Origin of the sequence: Eikenella sp. Marseille-P7795 (assembly GCF_916618725.1) — a bacterium.
Lineage (GTDB): Bacteria > Pseudomonadota > Gammaproteobacteria > Burkholderiales > Neisseriaceae > Eikenella > Eikenella longinqua.
The window spans coordinates 43039-69491 of the sequence record NZ_CAKAJZ010000010.1 but is presented as its reverse complement, the minus strand read 5'-3'; the positions used below and the strand labels follow the sequence as shown (position 1 = coordinate 69491).

The window sequence follows — 26453 nt, the reverse complement described above, 5'->3', positions numbered from 1 at the left end:
CCTCTGGTGTGCAGGCTACCTGAAATTTTGTGTTCTATAGTGGATTAAAATCAGAATGGGACAAGGCAGCGAGCTGCAGACAGTACAAACAGTACGGCAAGGCGAGCCAACGCGGTAGCATTCTGATTTTAATCCACTATATTTTTCAGGTAGCCTCTAGGGATAACAGGCTACCTGAAAAGTTATCTGCATTTTTCAGGTAGCCTTTGCTGCTTAATAGCTGGTGCCCGGCATGGGGCAGTATTGGATGGGCGCGGGGCGGGTGGGGTGCACTTCGCCGCTGGCCTGCGGCAGGATTTCCACCACGGCCACATCGCAGCTGTTTCCGCCGCGCGAATATTGCACTTCGTAGTCTTTGCCGGGCTGCGGGGTGAGGCTGGCGGCAAGTCGGCAGCGATCCACGCGGCCGATCGTTTCCGTGGAAAACGCGCCATCCAACACCAGCGCTTTGCCGGCGGGCACCACGAATTCTTTATACGATTCGCGGAACACCACGCCGGTGTCTTCGTTCACTATATTGCTGCGCTGGGTGGCGGGCATGCCCACGGAAAGGTTGCGGATGCGGCGCGGCAGCCCGCCGGTAAAGCGGGTGTGGCGGCGCCGGCCTTGTTTTTCCGCCCATTGCTCACAGGTGCTGTTTGGAATCATGCGCACCACGTCGCGGCCGTATTGGCCGTAGATGCGCAGGCGCGCCTGGTTTTGCGCGCTATAAGGCACCTCGCGGCGCACGATTTGTGATTTCTGCGACATAAAACAGCCGCTCAAAGCCAAGGCGGCGCAAACAGGCAGCAATAATTTGATTTTCTTCATCAGGCGTTCTCCATTATCAAGGGAAGGGTGAAACTGCTTAAATATAGCGAACCAACTTAACTTTCGCTACGTCGTTAGCTCGCCTTGTATCGAAAGCCAATTTGATTCGCTATAAATGCTTACAGCAAATCCAAAATCTGCCCAGGCGCATCCAGCCGCGCATCGGCCGGCCATTCGTGCACCGGGTCGCTCTCGGCGATGTAGCCCCAGTTGGCCAGCGCCGTGCGCATGCCCGCGTTTTTGCCGGCCACCATATCGCGCTCGGCATCGCCCACATACAGGCAGCGCTCGGGCTCAATGCCGATTTGGCGGCAGGCATAGTGCATGGGCAGCGTGCTGGGCTTGGATTCGGCACAGGTGTCGCCGCTCACCACCACGGCGGGCGGAACGGCAAAGCCCAGCTCGGGCACCAGGCGGCTGGTGAACACATGCGGCTTGTTGGTGATGATGCCCCAGGCAATGCTGCGCCCGGCAAGCTGCTCAATCATGGGGTTGATGCCTTCAAACAACACGGTTTCTTCATGAAAGCAGCGGCCGTATTCGGCCAAGTATTCCTGCCGCCAGCGCGGATGGTCGGGGTGGCCCTTTTCAATGCCGGTGCCCAGTTTAATCAAATAGTTCGCACCGTGGCTGGCCACCGGCCGAATCTGCGCCATCGGCACGGCGGGCAGGCCATTTTTGGCCAGCAGGCGGTTGAGCGCGCCGCCCAAATCCAGCGCCGTATCGGCCAGCGTGCCGTCTAAATCGAACAATACTGCTTGAATCATAAAGTCTCCCAATGTCTCGCCCATATTTTGAACAACATATCGGCATGGCAACTTTTCAGGTAACCTCAACACGCACGCAGGCTACCTGAAAATATCTTTACCGCAGCCGCGAATTATAACGCAGGAATAAAATCCGGTTAAAAAACCGCCGCAAAAAGCCGCCTAATTCCTTGCCTTTTCGGCAAAACCCCGCCACCGCGCCATCTTTACAATTCTCTCCGCCCTACCCCGCCGCGCCCAAGCTGGTACAATGCGCCGCATCCCTTTTCACCCCAGCAAAGGAAACCCCATGCCCCGCAAACCCTTCCGCCTCGCCGCCGCAGCCCTCTTCGCCCTCATCATCGGCACCGCCCAGGCCGGCGGCATCGAAGCCCTGCAAAAATTCAACGCCGACACCGACGGCATCAGCGGCAGCTTCAGCCAAAGCGTGCAAAGCCGCAACCGCACCCGCAGCGCCCAAGGCCGATTCAGCATTTTGCGCCCCGGCCTTTTCAAATGGGAATACACCAGCCCCTACAAGCAAACCATCGTAGGCGACGGCAGCCACATCTGGCTCTACGACATCGACCTCGCCCAAATCACCAAAACCGCGCAAAACCAAGCCATCGGCGACAGCCCCGCCGCCATCCTTTCCAACAAAGACGCCCTCACCGCCAGCTACACCCTCAAAGAAGACGGCTCCGCAAACGGCATCGACTACGTATTGGCCACCCCCAAGCGCTCCAACGCCGGCTACCAATACATCCGCCTCGGCTTCAAAGGCGACAACCTCGCCGAAATGCGCCTGAAAGACAGCTTCGGCAACCAAACCACCATCAAATTCAACGGCCTGAACACCAAGCCCAACCTCTCGCGCAGCCAATTCCGCTTCACCCCCCCGCAAGGCGTGGACGTACTCACCCAATAAGCCCCGTTTCGCATCGGCAAAGCAAAGGCTACCTGAAAACCCGCCAACTGTTTTCAGGTAGCCTTATTGCACCGCCAAACGGCATAGCTTAACATCCGCCCATTTACCGCCTGCCGAAAGCCACGCCATGCGCGATCCCGAATTCTTCCTCCACTGCTACGCCCCACTACCAATTTCGGACTAAAGGACAAAAGGGATGGTAAAAATCGCTGGAAGCCTTACCATACGCGGCTTTCAGCGATTTTTTGCCAATGTTCGTTAAAAATGCCCCTTTTGCTATAAAAATGCCCTAATCAAATACGGTCGTAAAAACGGCCGGCAAAGATATAAATGTTCCGCCTGCCAAAAGTACCTGCCCGTCTCCAAACTCCCTTCTCCCAGCCAACTGTTGCAAGAGTACATCCACGGCAAGCAAACGCTCGCACAATTGGCCGTCCGTTACCAATGCAGCGCCAAAACCATCCAACGCCATATCCGGCAAGTCGCTCCGCCTGCAAACACCGCCCAAAAAGTATGGGCCGCCAACCTCATCATGGATACCACCTACTTCGGCAGGAACTTCGGCGTCATGGTGTTTCTCGACAGCCTGAGCGGACAAGTACTGTACCACCAATACGTCGAACGCGAAACCGCCGCCCTCTACCAAGCAGGATTGAGGCACATCCTCAGGCAAGGCATCTCCATCCAGAGCATTACTGCCGATGGCTTCAAAGGCCTAGCCAAGCTTCTTCCCGACATTCCCTTTCAGCTATGCCAGTTTCATCAACAGCAAACCATACGGCGCTACCTGACACGCAAACCCAAATCCGCAGCCGCTAAGGAACTCAAAGCCCTGGCAGACAGCCTGTTCCGGCTATCCCAGGCAGACTTCACCCGACAATTGCAACAATGGCACAGCCGATACCGCGACTACCTGAACGAGAAGAGCTATGGGGAAGAGGAAGGGGGGCACGATGGTGGTTACCCACAAACACCTGAGGCGTGCATATCACAGCCTGAACAGCGGCCTGCCATACCTGTTTACTTTTGAACGGGACCGGGAATGGATGATGCCGAACACCACCAATATGTTGGAAGGGCGATTTGGTGAATTGAAGGTCAAAATCCGCTGTCATGCGGGGATGGGTGTGCAGACTAAGAAATTGTTTATAGATAATTTCTTCAGAGTCAAGAAAGGACAAAAGGGATGAAAAATCATCCTTTTGTCTATTAGTCCGAAAAATTTCAGGTAGCCTGCCAACGCTTCGGGCTACCTGCAAACCAGTTCCGACCACCTCGCAAGTAAGCAGCCTTGCTCAACCGCCCTTCCTTCCGCTCAAATGCCCGCCGTCACCCGAATGCAGCTTGGAAAGCAGCCACAACAACACCACCCCGCACACCGAAAGCGACACATAAGTATGGCTAAACGCCCGCTCCAACAGCGCCCCGCTCTCGCCCACCGCCGCGCGGTACACCCCCAGCACCACCGCCGCCACCGCAATCCCGATGCCGATGCCCACCTGCTGCACCATGCTCAGCATGGTCGAGCCCGCGCTCGCCTCCGCATCGGATAAATCCCCGATGGTCAGCGTATTGATGGCCGTGAACATCAGCGACTGGCACAGCCCGTAGGCCCCCGCCAGCAGCATATAAAACGTAATCGAGCTGCCCGAATCCAGCAGCCCCAGCGAAGCCACAATCAGCGACATCGCCAGCGCCGTGCCCAACAGCGTGTTCTTATAGCCAAAGCGCACCAAAATCGGCGCAGTGAAAGGCTTCATCACAATCGAGCTCAAAGCCACCGGCGCCAGCATCCAGCCCGCCATCTCCGCGTTGTAGCCGAAAGCCACCTGAAGCATCAGCGGCACCAAAAACGGGATGCCCGAAGCCAGCAGGCGAAACATCAAATTCGCCGCCAGCCCGATGCGGAAAGTGTGCACCCGAAACAGCGACAACGGCAGCAGCGGGTTGGCCGACCGCCGCGCATACAGCGCATACAGGCACATCGCCGCCGCGCCCGCAGCCATCACCGCCAGCGCCCGGGCGGCATTACCCAGACTTTCCGCCGCCAGCTCCAGCCCGTAAGTCAGCCCCACCAGGCCGCCGGCAAACAGCAAAAACCCTTTCCAATCCAATGGCTGCGTTTCCATGCGCACATTCGGCATATAGCGCCCCGAAATCAGTATCCCCGCCAGGCCGATGGGGATATTGATGAAGAAAATCCAGTGCCACGACAAATTCACCGCCAGCCAACCGCCCAAAATCGGCCCCACAATCGGCCCGACCAGCCCCGTCATCGCCATCAGGTTCCACGCCGCCACCAGCTCCGACTTCGGCACGGTGCGGATAATCGCCAGCCGTGCCACCGGCATCATCAGCGCCCCGCCCACGCCCTGAAGGATACGCGCCGCCACCAGCCAATCCAGCGTGGGCGCCATCGCGCAGGCCACCGAACCCAACACAAACACTATCACCGCCAGCCGGAACACGCGAAGCGTGCCCAGCCGGTCAGCCAGCCAGCCCGAAAGCGGAATCAGCGCCGCCACAGTGAGCGCGTAGCTGATGATGGCCAGCTCCATCTGCAAGGGCGATTCGTGCAGGCTCGCCGACATCACCGGCAGCGCCGTGTTTAAAATGGTGGAATCCAGCGACTGCATAAACAGCGCCACGGCCGCCGTCCAGGCCAGCCCTTTTTGTTGAGCGTTCATAAAGATAAGATTGATTGAAGATAAGCGGCGGGCATGCCGCCCGGCTCGGGCAAAGGAAAGGCTACCTGAAAAAGCTGTCTGAAAGCATCAGCTTCAGCGCGTCTGAAGCCAAAATCCCGTTTGCGCTGTTCAGCAAGCCGGCCTCGGCTGCACTGAAATATCGTTTTCAGGTAGCCTTTCGATAGCAAACAACAGGCTACCTGAAAAAAAGGGCGGCATTTTTCAGGTAGCCCCTCCACTCCCCAAGCCGGGCCGGCCAGCCACGAAAACACGCCCAAACCACCCAGCCTGTTTCAGATAACCGCCAATTTTACAGGAAAATACAAGTTTTCCTTTATTTATCCCGCCATCTTTATTTACAATGAACTGTTTTTAGCAAAACTGCAAAAAATTTTACTGAAAAGGGAGTTTCAAAAGCCATGCAGATTACCGACCTACTCGCCTTCAGCGTGAAAAACAAAGCGTCCGACTTGCACCTCTCCTCCGGCCTGCCGCCCATGATCCGCGTGCACGGCGACGTGCGCCGCATCAACCTGCCCGAAATGAGCGCCGAAGAAGTCGGCAACATGATCGCCTCCATCATGAACGACCACCAGCGCAAAGACTACCAACAAAGGCTGGAAACCGACTTTTCCTTCGAGCTGCCCAACATCGCCCGTTTCCGTGTGAACGCATTCAACACCGAGCGCGGCCCGGCTGCCGTATTCCGTACCATTCCCAGCAAAGTGCTCACGCTGGAAGAATTGAACGCCCCAAAAGTGTTCCAAAAAATTTCCGACCAGCCACGCGGCCTCGTGCTCGTTACCGGCCCCACCGGCTCCGGTAAATCCACCACCCTGGCGGCGATGATCAACTACATCAACGAAAACCACCATCACCACATCCTCACCATCGAAGACCCGATTGAGTTTGTGCACCAGAGTAAGCTGTGCCTGGTAAACCAGCGCGAACTGCACCAGCATACCCACAGCTTCGCCAACGCCCTGCGCTCCGCATTGCGTGAAGACCCGGACATCATCCTGGTGGGCGAGATGCGCGACCCCGAAACCATCGGCCTGGCGCTTACCGCCGCCGAAACCGGCCACTTGGTATTCGCCACCCTGCATACCACCGGCGCCGCCAAAACTGTGGACCGTATCATTGACGTGTTCCCCGCCGGCGAAAAAGAGATGGTGCGCTCCATGCTTTCCGAATCGCTGCGCGCTGTGATTTCGCAAACCCTGCTCAAAACCAAAGACGGCAAAGGCCGCGTGGCCGCGCACGAAATCCTGATTTCCACCGCCGCCGTGCGCAACCTGATCCGCGAAAACAAAATCGCCCAGATCGGCTCCGCCCTGCAAACCGGCCAGGCACACGGCATGCAGACGCTCGACCAATCGCTGCAAGCCCTGCTCAAACGCGGCATCATCAGCATTGACGCCGCCCGCGCCAAAGCGCAAAACCCCGACCAACTGGTCTAACCAGCCAACAAAACAAGGGAAAACATTATGTCAAACGATCAGCACAAACAAAATCTGGCCGAGCTGCTCTCCGAAATGGCCAACAGCGACAACCTGCCGCCCGAGCCTACCCCTGTTTCCGCTGCCATCACGCCGGAAGGGGATTTATCCGACATCGAAAGCCAGTTTGCCATCCCGCAAATACAAGATGACAGCCTCAGCCCGCAGGCCATCGACATCCCGTCGCTGCCGGATATGCCCGATCCGCAATTCGCCCAGCCGGAAATCGTGGCACAAGCCGTGCCGCCTGCCCAGCCGCAGCCCCAAGCCAAGCCCGCGCAGCCGCTCAGATCGCGCTTCGCCCAAGTAGCGCAAGGCCAAATGCAGGTTGCGCCGTCGCAGCCGCAACCTGCTCCTGCCCAAGCCCAGCCCGCGCCTGCTCCGCAGCAGCCGGCTCAAGCCGCGCCGCAACCGCAAGCCCGCCCCGCTGCCGCCGTGCCCAACCATCCTCCGCTGCACGCCGCACCGGCGCAACCCGTCGGCCACGGCCCAAACCAACACCTCACCCGCGAGCGCGCCAAGCTGCACCCGCTGCTGGAAAAAATGGCCGACGAATCGCTCAAGCGCAACGCTTCCGATATTTTCATCAGCAGCAACTTCCCGCCTTCGTTCAAAATCGACGGCACCTTGGTGCCCGTGCCGGTGAAACCGCTCACCGAAGAAGAAGCCGCACAAATCGTGTATTCCACCTTCAACGACGAGCAGAAAGCCAAATTCCCGGTGGAATGGGAGCTGAACTATTCCCTGCAATCGCAAAACGGCATCCGTTTCCGTGTGAATGCTTATCACGAGCAAGGCCGCATCGGCCTGGTGATGCGCCGCATCACCACCAATATCCTCACCGTGGACGACCTGCGCCTGCCGCAAGTGCTCAAAGAACTTTCCATGCGCAAGCGCGGCCTGATTATCCTGGCCGGCCCCACCGGCTCCGGTAAATCCACTTCGCAGGCCGCGATGCTCGACTGGCGCAACAAACATTCCGCCGGCCACATCGTTACCATCGAAGACCCGATCGAGTATATCCACAGCCCGATCAAGAGCATCATCACCCAGCGCGAAGTCGGCCTCGACACCCACAGCTGGGGCGCCGCCGTGCAGAGCGCCATGCGTCAGGCACCCGACGTGGTCTGCGTGGGTGAGGTGCGTAACGAACACTCCATGGAATACGCCCTGCAACTGGCGCAAACCGGCCACCTGTGCTTCTTCACCATCCACGCCACCAACGCCAGCCAAACCGTTGAGCGTATTATGAACTTGTACCCCGAAGAGCGGCACCAGCAGATTCTGATGGACTTGGCGCTGAACTTGGTGGCCATCATCGGCCAGCGCTTGGTGCTGAAAAAAGGCGGCAAGGGCCGAAACGCCATCATCGACCTGCTCATCAACACCCCCGCCATGCAGGACCACGTGTTCAAAAACGAGCTGCTCGAAGCCCGCGAGCTGATGGAGCGCGCCGAAGACGACGGCATGCAAACCTTCGACCAAGACTTGTTCCGCCTCTACATCAACGGCGAAATCGACTACGACGAAGCCCTGCGCCAGGCCGAATCCGCCAACGACTTGCGCCTGCGCATCAAGCTCTACGAAGAAGGCCGCGAAAGCACGCACATCTTCGAGCGCGTAAACGATTTGAACTTGATGTAACAGCCCATGGCTGATGGAGGCTACCTGAAAAACGCCCGGCGGATTTTCAGGTAGCCTCTGCCGTTTTCATGCATCAGCCGCCGCCTGTTTTTGCTTCGCTGAAGCTCGCCTTTCTTTGGAAACCCCGTTTTAGCTTCGCAGAAACTCGTCTTCCTTCGGAAATCCCGTTTTTTCAGGTAGCCTGATCCGCCACATTGAGCACACCATGCACACCACCAATCCCACCGAATACCGCCGCGGCCTCTACAGCGTGCTCGCCTGCTACCTCATCTGGGGCTTCTTCCCGCTCTATTGGCTGCCCCTCGTCGGCCAGCCCATCAGCGCCGGGCAGCTCATGGCGCCCCGCATCGTGTGGGCCTCACTGCTCGCCATCGGCGCCATCGCCTATCCCCGCCCCAGCCGCGCCCTGCTGCTGCAAGCCCTGCGACACAAAAAAACCCTGCTCACCTTCGCCGCCTGCGCCGCACTGCTCGCCGCAAACTGGCTGCTCTACCTCGCCGCCATCACCCAACGGCAAGTGCTGCAAGCCAGCCTCGGCTACTTCGTTACCCCGCTGGTGAGCATCTTTTTCGGCCGGATTTTTCTCGGCGAAACCCTGCGCCCGCTGCAAATTGGCGCCATCGCCCTGGCCGCCGTGGGCGTGGTGTGGCTTTCCGCGTGGGGCGGGCAGATGCCCTGGCTCGCGCTCGGCATCGGCCTGAGCTGGAGCCTCTACGGCCTGTTGCGCAAACTCGCCCCGCTGCCCGCCCTGCCCGGCTTCACGCTGGAAACCCTGTTGCTACTGCCCTTCGCCGCCCTCTACCTCGGCTGGCACCACGCCCACGGCAGCCTCGTGTTTGCCCAACTGCCGCCGCTGCCCTTGGCCATCGTAATCGGCAGCGGCGCCGCCACCATGATTCCCCTGCTGCTGTTTGCCGCCGCCGCGCAACGCATCCGCCTCTCCACCATCGGCATCCTGCAATACCTCTCGCCCAGCCTGCAATTCCTGCTCGGCCTCACCGCCTTCCACGAGCCCTTCAGCCGCACCCAGTTTGCCGGCTACCTCTGGGTGTGGGCCGGCGTGGCACTGTTTATCTGGGGCGCCCGCAAACGGCAGGCTTAAACCGCAGAGGCTACCTGAAAACTTTTCCCGCCCTTCAAAGCCATACAAGCCAACCCTAAAATCACCCGAAACCCGCCAAACAGATTTTAGCTTCGCAGAAACTCACTTCATTCGTTTTAACTGCGTTGAAGCTCAAGCTTTCAGGTAGCCTCAACCACAAATCAGGCCGCATAAAAACCAAGTTTCCGAAGGCAGCGAAGTTTCTGCCAAACCAAAACGCAAACTTCAGCCAAGCCGAAACACAACACCCCATTCCGCTATATAATCCCCCATTTCCACAAAGGCTACCTGAAAACATGAAAGCCATGATTCTGGCCGCCGGCCGCGGCGAAAGAATGCGCCCGCTTACCGACACCCTGCCCAAACCCATGCTCCCCTGCGGCCGCGAGCCACTCATCGGCTGGCACCTGCGCCGCCTCGCCGCCGCCGGCATCCGCGAAGTCGTCATCAACCACGCCTGGCTCGGCCACAAAATCGAGCAAGCCCTCGGCAACGGCAGCCGCTACGGCCTCTCCATCCAATATTCCCCCGAAGCCCCCGGCGGGCTCGAAACCGCCGGCGGCATCGCCACCGCCCTGCCTCTCCTGGGCAACGAGCCATTCCTCGTCATCAACGGCGACATCCTCACCGATTTCGACTGCCGCCCCGCCATCCGGCTCGCCGCCACCCTGCCCGAGCACATTTTTGCCCACCTCTGGCTCGTGCCCAACCCCCGCACCACCCCCAAGGCGACTTCCGCCTCCTGCCCGGCGGCCAAACGCCGACAATCAAACCGGCAGCCACAGCCCGCCCACACCTTCAGCGGCATCGGCCTCTACCGCCCCCAGCTCTTCGCCCACACCCCCGCCCACCAGCATGCCAAACTCCCCCCTCCTGCGCCAAGCCATGAGCAGCAGCCAAGTGAGCGGCGAAATGCACCGCGGCCTCTGGCTCGACGTCGGCACCCCCGAACGCCTGCAAGAAGCCGCCGCCCTCACCGCGCAATGGTAAGCCCAACCCAGTTTCACAGAAACCCAGCCTTGTCCACGCAAAAACATCATTTGATCTTCCTTGAAGCCCACGCCTTCAGGTAGCCCCGCCCCTTACCGAGCCAACATCATGAATCCCACACTCCAGCACTACGCCGAAGAACAGCAAACCGCCACCGAAGCCCAGCGCCTCGCCCAGCAAATCATCTTCGGCCCCATCGCCTTCCAAGCCTCCCGCCTGATGGTGAAATTCGGCATCCTCCAGTGCCTCAACCGCGCCCGCGAAGGCCAAACCCTCGAGCACATCGCCAGCGAAGCCAAAATCAGCCACTACGCTGCCCAAGTGCTGCTCGAAGCCTCCCTCTCCATCGGCACCGTGCTGCTCCAAAACGAGCGCTACTTCATCAGCAAAGCCGGCTGGTTCCTCATCCAAGACCCCATGTCTCCCATCAACATGGATTTCGTACACGACGTGTGCTACCAAGGCATGTTCCACCTCGAAGCCGCCCTGCTCGAAGGCCGCCCCGCCGGGCTCGAAGAATTCGGCAGCTGGCCCACCATCTACCAAGGCCTCTCCCAGCTCCCCGAGCGCACCCGCGAAAAATGGCTCGCCTTCGACCACTTCTATTCCGACCAATCCTTCCCCGCCGCCCTCCAAATCGTCTTCGCCCAACCCGTGCGCCGCCTGCTCGACGTGGGCGGCAACACCGGCCGCTGGGCCCTGGCCTGCGCCGCCCACAACCCCAACGTGCACATCACCATCATGGATTTGCCCCAGCAGCTCGAGCTCATGCGCGCCCACACCGCCGGCCGGCCCGGCGCCGAACGCATCCACGGCCACCCCACCAACCTGCTCGACCCCGCCGCCCCCTTCCCTAGCGGCTTCGACGCCATCTGGATGAGCCAATTCCTCGACTGCTTCACCGAAGAGCAAGCCGCCTCCATCCTCCGCCGCGCCGCCGCCAGCATGAGCCCAGAGAGCACCCTCTACATCCTCGAGCCCCTGTGGGACAGGCAGAAACACGAAACCGCCGCCTACTGCCTCACCCACACCAGCCTCTACTTCACCGCGCTGGCCAACGGCAACAGCAAACTCTTCCGCAGCAACGACCTCATCCGCTGCATCGAAAGCGCCGGCCTCACCATCGCCCACATCCACGACCAACTCGGCCTCGGCCACAGCCTCTTGTGCTGCAAGAAAGCCTGAAGCAAAAGAAAGGCTACCTGAAAACTGTAATCCAAGTTTTCAGGTAGCCTTTTGTCTGCGGCAAGCCGCTTTGTGTGACAGCTTCCAAACTTTGCCGACCATTTTTCAGGTAGCCTCTTCCGCCCCATAATCCAGCAGCCGCCCGTTGCAGGCAAACGCTGCCCACACCAGCAATGCCAAGCCCGCCGCCACGCCGTAGGCTGCCGGATAGCCCCAAGCCTCCGCCAGCCGCAGCCCGGCAAAGCCCGCCGCGTAAGTGCCCGCCAGCAGCACGGAAAATTGCAGGCTGCTGTCTAGGGCTGCGGTGGCCGGCTCGGATTTGTCCATCATCAGAGCCAGCATCACCGGCAAAAGCAGCGTGTAGCTCAAGCTCAAAGCCACGATTTGCAGCGGCGGCAACCACGGATGCAGCATGGCTGACCGGTCGATCCACACAAACGACAACACCAGCGGCAGCTGCAACATGCACAGCCGGCCGACTATCCGCCGGCGCGATTGCCGCCGCGCCAGCCAGCCTGCCAGCGGCGTAACCGTCATGCAGGCAAGCGGAATGGCCACCGCCAGAATGGCGCCAGTTTGCGCCGCATCGAAGCCCAAATCGCCCAGTTTGGGCACAAAAGTGGCGGCAATCCAGGCATAGGGAGTGGCTGCCGCCACCAACAGCAACAGCCAACGCAAGCCGCGCCCCGGCAGCCGCCAAAAGCCGAGCATACGGGCAAACAGTTCGGCAAAACCGGCAGCCGGCGGGGTTTGTGCCGGCGGTTCGCGGTAGAGCCAAACTTGTAGCATCAGCAACATGTTAAACAACAGCATCAAGCCAACCGCCGCCTGCCAGCCCCAGCGGCGGAACACCAGCAGTACCAGTGCGCCGCCGATCATCTTGCCGGCGCGGGCGGCCACAGTTTGAATCACCCCGCCGAAACCGCGCTCGCGATACGGCAGCACGATACAGCTCAAACCCAGCACCGCGCAGCCGTAGAGCGTGCCGCAAGCGCACAGCAACAGGCAGGCGGCAGCCAGCGGCGGGAAAGCGTGCAGCGGATTGATAAACAGCAATACCGAAAGCGCGGCGCCGATGCCGCCGAGCGACAGCAGCATCCAGCCGCGGAAACGCCCGCAGCGGCCGATGCGGTAGCGTTCGATCAGGGTGGAAAACAGGATTTTTCCGCTCTCCACGCTGCCGATGAGGTAAACCCAGCCCAGCTGTTTCAGGCTAAAGCCGCCGCTTTTGAGGATGGTCATCAGCGCCACCAGATAAAAGCCGATCAGGGTGAATTTGTAGGTGGCGGCAGTGGCGAGCAGCAGCCAGTCGCGCAGCTGCGGGCGGGCTGTCGGAATAGAGGGCACGGGCGGCCTCCCTAAACTTTTTCGGGTTGGAAGGCAGCCAGGGCGGCTTGGGCGGAGGCCAGGGCGGCGGCGTAATCGGCTTCCACGATATAGTTCACGCCCAAGGCGGGCGCCATTTTGCCCGACTGCTGCCGCATCAGTGCCAGTTGTTCGGCATCCGGCTCAATCAGCAGCATGGCGGCGCATCGATCGGCCAACAGCGGCTGGTGGGCGCGAATCCAATCCAAATAGAGCTTGCGGTCGGCCACAATCTGCGTTTCTTCTTTTTGCAGGCGCATCGGCGCGCATACGGTGGCTAGGCGTTGGTGACTGTGCAGCAGCACTTCGAATGCGTCCAGCCAGGCGGCAAACACGGAGACACCGGCGAGATCGGTGTAGAAGATGCTGCCTTCGGGCAGGGTTTTGACGGGGGTGAACATGAGTCGGGTTCCTTTTGGAGAGTGGGTTGGGAGGGTTTAGGCAGCTTTTTCTGTATTGCGAATGAGGCTACCTGAAAAAGGGCGTGGCAGCGGGCGGCTATATAACCTGCCCCTACGGCGTTTCAGGTAGCCTTTGCGGTACTACGGATGGGCTACCTGAAAATTATTCTGCCGTTTTCACTACATTGAAGCTCACGCTTTAACTTCGCAGAAACCCACTGTGTTCGTTTTCAGGTAGCCTTTCTTTGCCTAAAAGCGCAATTCAGTACTGATGCCGACGGCACGCGGGCGTTGGAACAGGGCATCATGCCGGTCGTTGGAGGAGATGAAAATCGGGCGGCGGCTGTTGAACACGTTGTCGGCATACAGCGATACGCGGCCTTGTTTGAAATTGTAGGCGGCGTAGAGGTTGAACTGGCCGTAGCGTTTGATGCGGCCGACTTCGGTATTGTTGGCGGCGGAGAAGTAGCCGCCGCTGAAGCGGGCGTCGCCGCCGGCTTCCCAGCCTGAGGGGTGTTTCCAGGCCAGGCCGAGGGTGGCGGTGTAGCCTGGGGCACGGCCGAGGCGGTGGCCTTCGATGCCGCTGTTCGGATAGCGGCGGATGTCGGTGTGCAGCAAGCCGAGGGCGGTGGTGAGGCGCAGCTGTTCCAGCGCCTGCCAACCGGCTTGCAGCTCGGCGCCATAGGTTTGCACGCTGTCGGCGTTGCGAATGACAACGGAGTTGGGGCCGAGGTAAAACGGCAGCTGCATGTCTTTGTAGCGGTTGAGGAACAGGTTGCCGCTTAATTCGAGCCGCTTATCGGGCGTGCGCCAGCGGGTGTAGAGCTCGAAGTTGTTGATGTATTCGGGCTGGAAGTCATAAGTGACCACGGGGCGGCCGAAGGTGATGCCTGCACCGCCGGGGTTGTAGCCGCGGGCGATTTTCAGGCCGCCGGCAAAATGCTCGTTCGGGCGGTAGGAAAGGTCGATTTTGGGCAGGAACACGGTTTGACCTTTGTCCAAATCCAGATGCAGGCTGGCACCGCCGCCGTGGCGCCGGTGTTCTTCGCGTTCGAGGCGGCCGGCGAGAGTGAGGTGCCATTGCGGGGCAAAACGCCAATCCGCTTCAGCAAAGGCGGCGTACACACGGTTGGCGTCGTCGAACTCGTTGCGCCCGCCCACGCTGCGGATATCCACGGTTTCATACTGGCTGCTGCGGAAGAAATACAGCCCGGCCAAGCCTTTTACGCTGCCGCCTTCGGGGCGGAAGTGCAACACCGGCTCCCATTGCACTTCATGACCGCGCAAAGTAGCGGGCACGCCCTGCGGGTGCACGGACATGGGCAGGTGGATGCGGTCGTTATCATAGCGGGCATACACCAGCTTGTTTTCCAGCTTGAAGCTGTCGCTGATTTGCCAAGACACATCCCAAATGCCGGAACGCGAACCGGTTTCAAACACCGGCTTTTGCGGCAGGAAGCGGGTGCTGGCGGTATTGCCGAGAATTTCGTTTTGCGGGGCGCGCGATTTGATGTAGTTGAAGGTGAAGCGGCTGAGGAAGCCGGGATAGGCTTCGGGCGTGAGGAACAATTTGAAGCGGATATTGGTGTTTTCCACGCGGCGTGGGTTGCCGGCGGGGTGGTAAGACACAAACGGTTCGTAGCTTTCGCGCTGCTGCCGCTCGGCACTCAATCGGAAAGCCAAGTTGTTGCGTATAATCGGGCCGGAGAGCATCAGCGCACCATTGCGGGTTTGCTGGTTGCCCGCGCCCAAGCGCACCGCACCTTCCCATTCCTGAGTCGGGTCGTTGGAACGCATCACGATGGCGCCGGCCACTGCGTTCTGCCCGCGCACCAGGCTCTGCGGCCCACGCAGCACTTCCACCTGCCGCATATCCCACAGCGACTGCGTGCCAAAAGCATACTCGTTGTAAGTGGCCGAGCGGCCGTCGATGGACAAATTCAATCGCGGCCGCGTGCCAGCAAAAAAGGCCACCGCGCCCACCGCCGGGCCGGAGCCGTCCACCCCGCGCACGGCGGGCAAATCATTGCCGCTGCCCAAATCTACGGTGTTGACGGTTTGCTTGAGCAGATCGGTGGCGGAGAGCTTGTGGCCGCTGCGGTCGATGTCGGGCGCAGTGAAAACGTTGTGCGAAGTGCCGGTTTGGAATACCGTGCGGCTGCCGCGCTCGCCGGTGATGACGATATCCGGCAACTGCCCGCTCGGCTCCGCTTCCTCCGCATGGGCAAGATACGGTGCGGAGGCCAACAGCGCCAGCAGGCAGGCGGTAGGGCGGGTGTTCACATTCATGGCATTCTCCTCATGGCAGCCGAGCTGTACCGACTGCAAAGTTTACATATTTACATTAAAATTACGTATATTGTAAATTATAAAAAGCCACAAAAGAGAATGCAAGCAATTCTCAACCAGCTCCAACCACGCCAAAAAAGAAAACCACGCTATGCCTCTAAGCAAAAAACAGCAAACTCTGCGCGAAACCGCTAGGAAATTATTTTATCAACAAGGATTTGCCGCCGTATCGGTGGAGGCCTTATGCGCGGCGGCAGAAGTAAGCCGCGTAACGTTCTACAAATATTACGCCGGCAAAAACGCATTGGTGGCCGAACTGTTTGCCGAACACAAAGAAGGCGTGCGCCTGCGGCTGGAATCGCTGCTGGCGCAGCAATGCAGCTTGGAACAGGCCGCCGCCGAGCTGTTCCGTATCCAGCAGGCATCGCTGGCCGATCTCTATTCCGCCGCCGTGCTGCGCGACATCGAAAACATCACCGATTTAGAATTGGAACGCTTCTTCCACGATATGGAAGAAGAAAAATACCGCTTCATGCGCGGCTTCTTTCACACCCTACAACAGCGCAACCTCATCCAGCCCAGCCTGCCGGTGGAACTGATCGAGCTATTTATCCGCCAAATGGACGGCTTGATGCGCCTCCCACAAATATCGGCACACTACGCAGCCAACCCGCAGCAACTGCCGCAAGACATCCTGCACCTATTGCTCTACGGCCTAACCAGCCGAGAACACCGAGCAGATTGAAAAAGGCTACCTGAAAATACAAGCTTCAACGGAGTGAAAACCAAAAGGCTACCTGAAAACCGTAATCCAAGTTTTCAGGTAGCCTTTTGTCTGCGGCAAGCCGCTTTGTTTGGCAGCTTCCAAGCTTGGCAGATAGTTTTCAGGTAGCCTCTTCCGCTTCTGTCCCCGGCCACAATTCCGGCTGGCTGCCCTGCGGCAGCAGATGGCTGATACCCAGGCCGATCAGGCGGTATTCGGCGGCGGGCATGCGGCGGGCGAGCTGGCGGGCGGCCTGCTCCAGCGCGGCGGCGTCGGGCAGCACGGAAGAATAGGTTTGCGAGCGGGTGAGGATGCGGAAATCGGCGGTTTTCAGCTTGAGGGTGAGCGTGTGCGCCTGCACTTGTTTGCGCTGCGCCTGCTGCCACAAATCTTGCGCCAAATCAGGCAGGTGGCGGAGGATTTGGGCCAGCGGCAGGTCTTCCGGCAGGGTGATTTCGGTGGAGATTTGCAATCGTTCGCGCTGCGGCTGCACGGGGCGGTTGTCGATGCCGCGGGCGAGGTCGTAGAGACGGTAGCCCCAGCGGCCGAACAGGTTGACCAATTCGCCGCGCTGCATTTTTTGCAAATCGCCGGCAGTGTGCAGGCCGAGGGCGTGCATTTTTTGCAGGGTTTTCTTGCCCACGCCGGGGATTTTGCCCAGCGGCAGGGTGAGCAGGAATTCAGCAATGCGCGGCGGGGGGATGACGAATTGGCCGTTGGGCTTGCGCCAGTCGGAGGCGATTTTGGCGAGGAATTTGTTGGGCGCGATGCCGGCGGAGGCGGGGAGGCCGGGTTGGCGCAGGATTTCGGCGCGGATGGCGCAGGCGATTTTGCTGGCGTAGGGCAGGTTTTGCTTGTTTTGGGTCACATCCAGATAGGCTTCATCCAGCGAGAGCGGCTCAACCAAATCGGTATGCTGGCGGAACACGGCGTGAATCTGTTGCGACACTTCGCGGTAGAGCGGAAAGCGCGGGGGCACAAACACGGCCTGCGGGCACAGCCGCCGCGCGGTAAGGGCCGACATGGCCGAATGCAGGCCGAAACGCCGCGCCTCATAGGAAGCGGCGCACACCACCGAGCGCTTGCCTTCCCACGCCACCACCAAGGGCTGGCCGCGCAAATGCGGCTGCTCGCGCAGTTCTACCGAGGCGTAGAAGGCGTCCATATCGATGTGGATGATTTTGCGATCGGCGGGCATGGCGGGACGACGGTGGGGGAATAAAACAGATTATACGCGGGCGGCGCAGGGCAAATAAATGGAAAGGCTACCTGAAAAAAGGCTGGCGGGTTTGGCTTGCATTGCGGCTAGCATTTTATAGCGAACCAACTTAACTTTCGCTACGGCGTTAGCTCGCCTTGCCGTACTCCTGTACTGTCTGCGGCTCGCTGCCTTGTATCAAAAGCTAATTTGATTCGCTATAGCTTCGCAGAAACGCGTCTTCCTGCGCTTTCAGGTAGCCTTGGCTTGGCATGGCTTATTTTTCGACTTCCGGCAAGGCAGAAGTAAACATAAACCGCTCTACTGTGCGGATAAATTCGGCTTTATCCCGGGTTTCAAACTTGCCCAAGAATTGGTCCACTTCCAAATCTGGTTTGCCCGCCCCTTTTTTCATGGAGAAAAAGCGGACAACCAGGCAGCCATCGGGGTCGCCCTCCGGCTCGAATGAGGAATCGAAACACAGTTTTTTATGCGGATTGGTGGCGCATAGCAGATATTCGCCGTAATACCAATCCAGGTTGTCCGGCGAAAGCGGCGCTTCGTATAAATTGTTGATGTCGATAGTCCAGCCGTTGGCTACTCTCAACGGCTGGATGCTTTGCCACAGTTCGCTCATATTCCGATTGCCTCCATCGCAAAACCGCCCGCAGATTTTTCAGGTAGCCTGCACGGGCGCGGTGGCTACCTGAAAATTTCACTCCACCTCTTGCCCGGCTTCTTCTTCCTCTTCCCCTTCCGTTTCCGCGCCCACGCCCAATTCGGGCAACACCAGCTCCCCCAGCTCGGCCAGCGGCGGCAGGGCTTCGAGGCTGCTCAGCTGCAAATCGGTGAGGAAGGCCTGGGTGGTGGCCCACAGGCTGGGGCGACCCACGGTGTCGCGTTTGCCGATGCTTTCTATCCAGCCGCGCTCTTGCAGGGTTTGCATCACGTTTTGCGACACGGCCACGCCGCGGATGGCTTCGATGTCGCCGCGCGTTACCGGCTGGCGGTAGGCGATGATGGCCAGGGTTTCCATCACGGCGCGGGAGTAGCGCGGGATGCGCTGCTCTTGCAGGCTGCCCAGACGCTCGAAGGCGGCAGAGGTTACCTGAAAACGCCAGCCTTCGGCGCTGCGCACCAATTGCAGCGCCCTGCCCTGCCAGCGCTGTTGCAGGGCTTCGAGCACGTCTTCGAGCTTGTCGGCGGAAAGCGGCGGCTGGCACAGCTGGCGCAGGGTGCGCTCGGGCAGCGGCTCGGCTTGGGTGAGCAGCGCGGCTTCGATCAGGCTTTCGGGGGAAAGGGAGGATGGCATGGGTGGTTTGATGTGTGTTGGGTGGGTTTGGCAAAACGCCGGGCATGGATGCGAGGCTGTTTTTCAGGTAGCCTCAAAACAGTAGAACAACTTTACCGCGACGGCGTGCTATTGCTTGCTATTTCATTGCAAACCGCAGTGGCGTAGTCTTCTCTGCTTTTGCTGGCATAGGGTTCGTATTGCACAGCTTGTTGGCCGGCATACACTTGGCCATTTCTCTGCCGCAGGCGCAGGCCGTTGCCGAGACGAATGCCGCCCCCGCTGCGCTGCCACCTGCCGGCAGCGCTGTCTTCTTTGTAATCCATGACGGAAAGCAGGCAGTATCGGCTGTTGGGCAACACTTCGATCACCAGCATTTTTCGGATGTCGGCACCGCCGTGAACGCCCCATTCGACGTGTTTGTAGGTGCCTGCGCCAAGCGGTTGGGCTGAAGCGCACAAGGGGGCGAGCAGCAGGAAGGGGAGGAGTTTTTTCATGGGCGTTGTCGATGAATGATGGGATGCGGGCAGCCTCAAGCCACAGGCTACCTGAAAGCGAAAACTGTTTCACTGCGTTAAAGCTTCGCAGAAACGCCATTACAGCTTTTTTCAGGTAGCCTTTAATCTATTGATTATTCTTGATACACATAATGGGCGCGCTTGATGTGGCACAGGATTTCGTAGGGAATGGTGCCGGCGGATTGGGCCACGGTATCCACGGAAACGGCGTCGCCCCAGAGCTCCACTTCGCTGCCCACGCCTTGGTGGTGGTCGAGCTCCACAGCAAGCATGTCCATGCTCACGCGGCCGATGAGGCGGCTGGGCTGGCCGTTTACGGTGAGCGGGCAGCCGTTTTGCGCGGTGCGCGGGTAGCCGTCGGCATAACCGCAGGCGGCGATGCCGATGCGGGTGGAGCGCTCGGTAACGAAGGTGGCGCCGTAGCCCACGGGTTCGCCGGGCTGGAGGGCGCGTTCGGCGAAAATGCGGCTGGTGAGGCGCATCACGGGTTTGAGCTCGGGGCAGGCGCCGGGAAAGGGCTCGATGCCGTAGAGGGCGAGGCCGGCACGCCCCCAATCGCGGCGGGCGGCGGGGTGTGCGAGGATGGCGGCGGAGTTGGCCAGGCTCTGCGCGCCGGAAAGGCCGGCCACGGCGGTGTCGAAGGCGGCGAGCTGGGCGGCGGTCATGGGGTTTTCCGGCTCGTCGGCGCGGGCGAAGTGGGTCATGTTCACAATGTGCGCCACTTGCGGGCTTTGGCGCAGGGCTTGGTGCGCGGGGGCGAAGTTTTGCGGGAAAAAGCCCACGCGGTGCATGCCGGAATCCATTTTCAGCCACACGGTTACCGGCTCTTGCCAGCGGTGTGCCAAAAGGCTTTCGAGCTGCCATTGGTTTTGCACGCCGGGCCACAGGCGGTATTCGTCTACGGCGGCGTATTCGGCAGGCTCAAACACGCCTTCGAGCATCACGATGGGCGCGGTAATGCCGGCTTCGCGCAGCTCGATGGCTTCATCCAGCGTGGCCACGGCGAAACCGTCGGCCAAATCAGCCAGCGCGCGGGCGCAGCGCACGGCGCCGTGGCCGTAGGCATCGGCTTTGATCACAGCGAGCAGCTTGTTGCCGTGCAGGCGTTTGAGCAGTTGGTAGTTGTGGCGCAGGTGGCCGAGGCGGATGGTGGCGGTGAGCGGGCGCATGGTGTTTCTTCTCTCTAAATGGTTTGGATGAATCGGGTTGGGTAAACAAATATGGTTCGCGCAGGATGAAGCGCAAGGGGAATAGGCAACCATGATAAAGACTACCTGAAAATGATTTATGGCGGAAACGCAAAACTCCGTGCAATACCGCCTGCATCGAGGCCGGCCGAAACCGGTGCCGCCATGCCTGCCAATGCCCTAGGCAAACACGCCGGCAAGCAAAAGGCTACCTGAAAATTTCAGGTAGCCTCCCGTGCCGCTACATGCGGATGGAAATAAAGCTGCCTTCGTGCAACTGCTGAAGCAGGCGCTGCATGGCGGCTTGGGTTTTCTGCGCGGCGATGGCGTCGTGCACTCCGGCGCGGATGCGGTCTTCCGGCGTATTCGGCGTGCGCACTTCCACCAGTCGGATCACGTGCCAGCCAAACTGGCTGCGCACCGGCCGGCTGATTTCGCCCGGCTTCAGGGCGCTCATGGCACGCTCAAACTCGGGCACAGTCTCGCCCACCGACAGCCAGCCCAGCTCGCCGCCGTTGCCCGCGCTGCCCGCATCCTGCGAATACTGCCGCGCCAGCTGGCCAAAATCGGCGCCGGCCTTGGCATCTTGCGACAGGCGTTGCGCCAGGCGCTGGGCGCGCTCGCCCTGGCCGCTAATCAGAATATGCTGCGCATGGTAGCGCGGTTTGGGCGTGGCCTGCGGCAGGGTCATGCCTTGGGCGCGGGCGCGGTTGATGGCGGCGCTCACTTCTTCGTCGCTCACTTTGGCCGCGCTCGCCACCTGCCCCTGCTGCACGCGCTGGGCAATCAGGCTGTCGCGCACCTGGCGGCGCAGCCCGGCTTTGTCGATGCCCAAACGCGCCTGGGCGGCCTCAAACTGCGCCACGCTCTGGTGGCGCGCGGCGGCGATGCGGGCGATTTCGCCTTCCACTTCGCCATCCGGCACTTCGATATTGTTGCGTTTGCCGGCCTGCACCAGCAGCGACTGGTTCACCAGCTGCATGAGCGTTTGCCGCTGCAAATCCTGCTCCGGCACCTGGCTGCCGCGCGGCAGCTGGCTGCGGCTGTGAGCGATGGCCTGGCTCAGCTCGCGCTGGGTGATGACTTCGTTTTCCACCACGGCCACGATATTGTCCACCGATTTAACCGTGTCGGCAGAGGCTACCTGAAAAGTCAGGCACAGGCCCAAGGCCGCAAGCAAAGGTTTCATTTTCATTTACGCATTACCTCATCAATGTTGGTGTAGCCAGGAATCGACTGGCGCAGTTGCTCGAAAGGATTATTGCCCAGGCTGCTCAAGTCGCGCAGGCGCAGCTGGAGGAAGAAGGCGTTTTTGCTGGAGTTCACGCCGTTCACATAATGCTGGCCGACGGCGCTCAGACTCCAGCAGCCACAGTTGCTCACGTATTCCATGCCCAGGAGGTGTTCCACCGGCTTGTGTTCGCTGAAGGAATAGCTGTGGCGGCCCACCAGATACAGGTTGCGGCGAACCGGCCATTGGAAATACACGTCGGCCTGGCGCACTTTGCCGTACACGTCGTCATAAATTTCGCCGCGGCGGCGGTATTGGTAGCGCGCGCCCACGGTTTTGCCGGGCTCGGGGCTGTAGCGCAGGCCGAGGTTGTATTTGGCGGCGGCGTTTTGGCTGGTGTCGTAGTGCACTTCGCTGTTGAGCCACACGCTGTCGGTTACGCGGCCGTGGGCGAAGGCGAGCAGATCGGAATGGCCGCTGCGGCGCTGCACGCGGCTGCCGTCGAGTAGCACGTCGTCGCGGGTGAAATACAGGCGCTGGCCGATGCCGGCGGAAAGGCGTTCTTCGCCGTTTTTTGCGTCGTACAAACGGGTTTGCACGGCCATGGTAAGGAAGTTGGCGGCATTGATGCGGTCGTGGCCGGCAAAGCGATTTTCGCGGAACAGCTGGTCGTAGCTGAAGCCGTTTTCCGAGGTATCGAACAGCGGGATATCGTTTTGCTCTTTGGTGGGGATGTAGGTGTAGAACAGGCGCGGCTCAAGGGTTTGCACGTAATCGCGCCCGCGCCAGCTGGCCGGCCGCTCGAAAGTCATGCCGCTATCCACGCTGAAAATGGGCAGCACGCGGCTGAAACGGCGGGCTTGCTGGCCGTTGAAGCTTTCCAAATCGTAGTAGGTGGCGTGCAGAGCGGCTTTCGGGCGGATGTAGCCCCACTCGCGGTTGAATTCGGTGCTGATACTGGGGTTCAGCACCAGGCGGCTGCCTTCCTGCTTGCTGTCGTGGCGGAAATTGGTGTATTGGCCAAACAGCTGGAAGCTGGCGATGCCGAAGCGTTTCTGCCACTGGCTGCTTAGGCGAGGCAGCAGGGCATAGGGCTGGTCGCCTTTATAGCCGTCGGCATTGGCCAGGGTTTGGTATTTCTGCACCGTGGCGTAGCTGTTGAGGCTACCGCCCCACAGCTCGGTTTGATGGCTCAGCCATGCTTGGCGATTGAGGTTCACATTGGTGGCGATGTCGGTGCGGTTGTAGAAATCGCGGTAGTAGTCATCGTCGGAAACCTGGTGGAAATCAATGCCGCCGCTGAGGCTGCGGCTGAATTGATGCTGGTGTTTCCAATCCACTTGGCTGCGCGTGTCGTGGCTGCTGAGCTGGTCTTTCGGCAACACGGCCAGGCTGATGTCGCCCTGGTATTTGGGCTGCAGATAGCGGAACTGGCCGGCCAGCTGCAAGCCTCGTCGGCTGTAGAGCTTGGGCGTGAGGGTGAGGTCGTAGTTCGGCGCGAGGTTGAAATAGTAGGGAACGGTTACTTCCACGCCATCTGAGCCGGCCTTGAGGGTGGGCACGAGTAAGCCGCTTTTGCGGTTGCCGTTGAGCGGGAAATCGATCCACGGCGTGTAGAACAAAGGCACTCCGCCCACCACCAGCGAGGCATCCCGCGCCACACCGATGTTACTGGCGTAGTCCGCTTCAATGCTTTTGGCACGGATATACCAGCTTTCGTCACCCGGGTTACAGGTGTTGAAACGGCCGTTTTCCAAGCGGTAGCGGTTTTCACCGTCCATGCGCAGGGTTTGGCTGGTGCCTTGCAGGCGGCGGCCGTCGCGGCTTTCGGCTTCGAAGCGGGCGTTGGTGGCTTCGCCTTGGCGGGTGTCCATCTTATAGCGCAGGTTTTCGCCGCTCACGCGCCCCGCACCCTGCTCCAGCGTAAAGCGGTTGCCGGCACGCACAGTGTCCTGCGCTTGGTTGTAGTCGATCCATTGCGCATTGAGCACCTGGTTGCCGCGCTCCACCACCACATCGCCTTCCGCCCGCACGCGCACGTCGCTCTGACCGATAACGCGGTCGGCATTCACGCGGGTGGCGTCTTCGGGCGGCTCGCCTTCGCCGCTGGTTTGGGCGGGCGCAATCATGTGTTTGGGTGCGTTCGGTTGGTGGCAGGCGGCGCCGTCTGCCGCGAGCGACAGGGGTTCGGCCAGCAGCGCGCTGGGCAGGCTCAAACCTGCAACCACGGCTGCCGCCATCGGGCTCAATCGGAAAAAGCAAGACAAAGAATCACCCCAAATTTCTTGTGGCCAGTTAAAATGGCGCATATTTTAACCCGAAAAATACCATGGAACGAGAAAAAGAATTGCAAAGCTGGCTGCAGGAACGTTATCCGCAGCAGGAATTCACCCTATCCTTCGCCGCTGCCGATGCCGATTTCCGCCGCTATTTCCGCGCGGTATTCGCCAACGGCGAGAGCGTGATCTGCATGGATGCGCCGCCGGATAAAATGAGCATCGAGCCTTATCTGCGCGTGCGCGAGATTTTTGCCGCCGTGCATGTGCCGCAAGTGTTTCATCACGACGTGGCGCGCGGTTTTGCCGCGCTGGAAGACTTCGGCAAAGTGCCCTATCTGGCCGCGTTGCAACACGACCAGCGCCCCGAAGTACACCGCGCCCTGCTCTTGGATGCGATCGACACCTTGGTGGCGCTGCAAGCATCCAGCCAGCCCGGCAGGCTACCTGAATACGACAAAGCCGTGTTCCGACGCGAGATGCAGCTCTTTCCCGATTGGTTTGTGGCCAAAGAGCTGAATCGAAGCCTGAATTTCAAACAGCAACAGCTGTGGCGGCAAGCGCTCGACACCCTGCTGCCCGTGCTCACCGCCCAAGCGCAGGTGTATGTGCACCGCGACTTCATCGTCCGCAACCTGATGCTCACGCCCGGCCGACCCGGCGTGCTCGACTTCCAAGACGCGCTCTACGGCCCGATTTCTTATGATTTGGTTTCCCTGCTGCGCGATGCGTTTATCGAATGGGAAGAAGAATTTGTGATTGATCTGGCCGTGCGCTATTGGGAAAAAGCCCGCGCCGCCGGCCTGCCCGTGCCCGCCGATTTCGATCGTTTCTACCGCGATTTCGAATGGATGGGCGTGCAGCGGCATTTGAAAGTGGCCGGCATTTTCGCCCGGTTGTGGCACCGCGACGGCAAAGGCAAATACCGCCCCGAAATCCCCCGCTTCCTCAACTACCTGCGCCGCACCACCCGTCGCTACCGCGAGCTCGCCCCGCTCTACGAGCTACTGCTGGAGCTGGTGGGCGATGAAGAATTGCAAACCGGTTATACTTTCTAATCAAACTGTTATACAGAGCAAAGGCTACCTGAAAACGGGCAACCCTGTTTTTCAGGTAGCCTTTATTCCAGTTTGCCCATTTAAACACTCTCTTCACCATTCAAATATTCCAAAGCGTGCCAACCCGTTTCACAAAAAATCTTTTACACAATATAGGGTTTACAAACACTCCGTTTTTGCCGAAAATAACTAAGTTTTCATTATTCACCGTTAAAACAAATATTTGCCCATTCGGCGCAGCATCCGCCGGGTGGAAACCATGCTTCAAACCCAATACAACATATTGATAGGTAAGAAATGTTTGCATTCAAAAAACACTGTGCGCTCATCCTCGCCGGCCTAGGCCTCGCCCTGGCCAGCCTGCCCGCCGCCGCACAGGACGACATCGACGTACTCGGCCAATTCCTCGAGCAAAACCTGCCCGTGCAAGACGACCCGCTCGGCACTTTCCTCAGCAGCCGCCCCGCCGAGCGCGTGGAAGCCCAAGCCGCCGTGGCAGGCCCCCTGCTCTCCTCACAATCCGCCCTCATCATGAACGGCCGCAGCGGCGAAATCCTTTATCAGAAAGGCATCGACCAAGTCCGCCCCATCGCCTCCATTTCCAAGCTCATGTCCGCCATGGTGGTGCTCGACGCCCGCCAAAACATGAACGAAACGCTGGAAATCACCGAAGCCGAAATCGACCGCCTCAAAGGCACTGGCAGCCGCCTCTCCGTCGGCACCACCCTCAGCCGCCGCGAAATGCTGCACCTAGGCCTGATGAGCAGCGAAAACCGCGCCATCCACTCACTAGCCCGCAACTATCCCGGCGGCCTGCCCGCCTTCATGTCGGCCATGAACCGCAAAGCGCAAAGCCTCGGCATGCAGCAAACCCGTTTCTACGACCCCACCGGCCTCGACTTCCGCAACGTGTCCACCGCCCGCGACCTGAGCCTGCTCGTGCGCGCCGCCCACGAATACCCGCTCATCCGCCAGTTTTCCACCTCCAATTCCGGCTCCGCGCACACCAGCAACGGCCGCACCCAGCAATACCGCAATTCCAACGCCCTTGTGCGCGAAGGCAGCTGGAACATCTCCCTGCAGAAAACCGGCTACATCCGCGAAAGCGGCCGCTCCATGGTGCTGTATGCCAACGTACAGCGCCAGCCGCTGATTATCGTGCTGCTCAACTCCCCCTCGCCCACCACCCGCGTGAACGACGCCCGCGCCATCCAAAACTGGGTAAGCGGCCGAGAAATCTGAAGCCCGGCTTCGGTTTAACCCGAATACGGCAACACAAAGGCTA

23 protein-coding genes are annotated in these 26453 nt (G+C 60.0%); 10 read left to right on the top strand and 13 right to left on the bottom strand.

Annotation, left to right across the window (positions count from 1 at the left end; all coding sequences use genetic code 11):
* Nucleotides 1-213: 213 nt before the first annotated feature.
* On the bottom strand, nt 214-810 hold the full coding sequence (locus LG371_RS11280) for a hypothetical protein (RefSeq protein WP_225748550.1): 597 nt from the start codon (nt 808-810) through the stop codon (nt 214-216).
* 119 nt (nt 811-929) lie between these two features.
* Nucleotides 930-1577, bottom strand: a complete 648-nt coding sequence (locus LG371_RS11275; protein WP_067591888.1) for an HAD family hydrolase — start codon at nt 1575-1577, stop codon at nt 930-932.
* A 289-nt stretch (nt 1578-1866) separates the two neighbouring features.
* Here LG371_RS11275 and lolA point away from each other — a divergent pair, with 289 nt between their 5' ends.
* Nucleotides 1867-2484 carry an outer membrane lipoprotein chaperone LolA gene (gene lolA / locus LG371_RS11270; RefSeq protein ID WP_067591891.1) on the top strand — a complete coding sequence of 206 codons (618 nt, stop codon included), beginning with the start codon at nt 1867-1869 and terminating at the stop codon, nt 2482-2484.
* A gap of 388 nt (nt 2485-2872) precedes the next feature.
* Entirely contained in the window at nt 2873-3514 is a 642-nt protein-coding gene (locus LG371_RS11265; RefSeq protein ID WP_225748549.1) for a hypothetical protein, read from the top strand.
* A gap of 265 nt (nt 3515-3779) precedes the next feature.
* Here LG371_RS11265 and LG371_RS11260 read toward each other — a convergent pair whose 3' ends face one another.
* Nucleotides 3780-5171 (bottom strand): DHA2 family efflux MFS transporter permease subunit, encoded by a 1392-nt coding sequence (locus tag LG371_RS11260; RefSeq protein ID WP_225748548.1) that lies wholly within the window; start codon nt 5169-5171, stop codon nt 3780-3782.
* 419 nt (nt 5172-5590) lie between these two features.
* Here LG371_RS11260 and LG371_RS11255 point away from each other — a divergent pair, with 419 nt between their 5' ends.
* From LG371_RS11255 to LG371_RS11235, 5 genes are all read left to right on the top strand, one after another.
* A complete protein-coding gene (locus LG371_RS11255) occupies nt 5591-6631 on the top strand; it encodes a type IV pilus twitching motility protein PilT (protein WP_225748547.1) in 1041 nt (346 codons plus the stop codon).
* A gap of 474 nt (nt 6632-7105) precedes the next feature.
* The gene (locus LG371_RS11250) at nt 7106-8314 is read left to right on the top strand and encodes a PilT/PilU family type 4a pilus ATPase (RefSeq protein WP_370632694.1); all 1209 of its coding nucleotides are present in this window, start codon (nt 7106-7108) and stop codon (nt 8312-8314) included.
* 205 nt (nt 8315-8519) lie between these two features.
* The gene (gene rarD, locus LG371_RS11245) at nt 8520-9416 is read left to right on the top strand and encodes an EamA family transporter RarD (RefSeq protein ID WP_225748546.1); all 897 of its coding nucleotides are present in this window, start codon (nt 8520-8522) and stop codon (nt 9414-9416) included.
* A 296-nt stretch (nt 9417-9712) separates the two neighbouring features.
* Nucleotides 9713-10489, top strand: a complete 777-nt coding sequence (gene murU / locus LG371_RS11240) for an N-acetylmuramate alpha-1-phosphate uridylyltransferase MurU (RefSeq protein ID WP_370632692.1) — start codon at nt 9713-9715, stop codon at nt 10487-10489.
* 25 nt (nt 10490-10514) lie between these two features.
* The gene (locus LG371_RS11235) at nt 10515-11591 is read left to right on the top strand and encodes a class I SAM-dependent methyltransferase (protein WP_225748545.1); all 1077 of its coding nucleotides are present in this window, start codon (nt 10515-10517) and stop codon (nt 11589-11591) included.
* A 105-nt stretch (nt 11592-11696) separates the two neighbouring features.
* On the opposite strand, the gene LG371_RS11230 is transcribed toward LG371_RS11235, so the two are convergent.
* The 3 genes from LG371_RS11230 to LG371_RS11220 all read right to left on the bottom strand — a co-directional run bounded on the left by LG371_RS11230 (nt 11697) and on the right by LG371_RS11220 (nt 15646).
* Nucleotides 11697-12938: an MFS transporter gene (locus LG371_RS11230; protein ID WP_225748544.1), complete on the bottom strand. Its 1242-nt coding sequence runs from the start codon at nt 12936-12938 to the stop codon at nt 11697-11699.
* Between the two features lie 11 nt (nt 12939-12949).
* Entirely contained in the window at nt 12950-13357 is a 408-nt protein-coding gene (locus LG371_RS11225; protein ID WP_067591553.1) for an extensin, read from the bottom strand.
* 249 nt (nt 13358-13606) lie between these two features.
* Complete coding sequence (locus LG371_RS11220) at nt 13607-15646, bottom strand: TonB-dependent receptor (protein ID WP_225748543.1); 2040 nt, start codon at nt 15644-15646, stop codon at nt 13607-13609.
* A 151-nt stretch (nt 15647-15797) separates the two neighbouring features.
* On the opposite strand from LG371_RS11220, the gene LG371_RS11215 reads away from it, so the two are divergent.
* Nucleotides 15798-16391 carry a TetR/AcrR family transcriptional regulator gene (locus tag LG371_RS11215; protein ID WP_225748542.1) on the top strand — a complete coding sequence of 198 codons (594 nt, stop codon included), beginning with the start codon at nt 15798-15800 and terminating at the stop codon, nt 16389-16391.
* A gap of 139 nt (nt 16392-16530) precedes the next feature.
* Here the strand turns inward: LG371_RS11215 and dinB are convergent, their stop codons facing one another.
* From dinB to LG371_RS11180, 7 genes are all read right to left on the bottom strand, one after another.
* Nucleotides 16531-17607: a DNA polymerase IV gene (gene dinB / locus LG371_RS11210; protein ID WP_225748541.1), complete on the bottom strand. Its 1077-nt coding sequence runs from the start codon at nt 17605-17607 to the stop codon at nt 16531-16533.
* A 277-nt stretch (nt 17608-17884) separates the two neighbouring features.
* Complete coding sequence (locus LG371_RS11205; protein ID WP_225748540.1) at nt 17885-18244, bottom strand: hypothetical protein; 360 nt, start codon at nt 18242-18244, stop codon at nt 17885-17887.
* A 78-nt stretch (nt 18245-18322) separates the two neighbouring features.
* Entirely contained in the window at nt 18323-18919 is a 597-nt protein-coding gene (scpB, locus tag LG371_RS11200; RefSeq protein ID WP_067591540.1) for an SMC-Scp complex subunit ScpB, read from the bottom strand.
* Between the two features lie 92 nt (nt 18920-19011).
* The gene (locus LG371_RS11195; RefSeq protein ID WP_067591537.1) at nt 19012-19395 is read right to left on the bottom strand and encodes a hypothetical protein; all 384 of its coding nucleotides are present in this window, start codon (nt 19393-19395) and stop codon (nt 19012-19014) included.
* 134 nt (nt 19396-19529) lie between these two features.
* Nucleotides 19530-20585, bottom strand: coding sequence for an alanine racemase (gene alr / locus LG371_RS11190; protein WP_067591534.1), 1056 nt, complete (start codon nt 20583-20585; stop codon nt 19530-19532).
* Between the two features lie 259 nt (nt 20586-20844).
* Nucleotides 20845-21792: a peptidylprolyl isomerase gene (locus LG371_RS11185; RefSeq protein WP_225748539.1), complete on the bottom strand. Its 948-nt coding sequence runs from the start codon at nt 21790-21792 to the stop codon at nt 20845-20847.
* A 2-nt stretch (nt 21793-21794) separates the two neighbouring features.
* Nucleotides 21795-24062 (bottom strand): LPS-assembly protein LptD, encoded by a 2268-nt coding sequence (locus LG371_RS11180; protein ID WP_225748538.1) that lies wholly within the window; start codon nt 24060-24062, stop codon nt 21795-21797.
* 101 nt (nt 24063-24163) lie between these two features.
* Here LG371_RS11180 and amgK point away from each other — a divergent pair, with 101 nt between their 5' ends.
* Nucleotides 24164-25168, top strand: coding sequence for an N-acetylmuramate/N-acetylglucosamine kinase AmgK (gene amgK, locus LG371_RS11175; RefSeq protein ID WP_225748537.1), 1005 nt, complete (start codon nt 24164-24166; stop codon nt 25166-25168).
* A 297-nt stretch (nt 25169-25465) separates the two neighbouring features.
* Nucleotides 25466-26410: a serine hydrolase gene (locus LG371_RS11170; protein WP_067591526.1), complete on the top strand. Its 945-nt coding sequence runs from the start codon at nt 25466-25468 to the stop codon at nt 26408-26410.
* Nucleotides 26411-26453 lie beyond the last annotated feature (43 nt).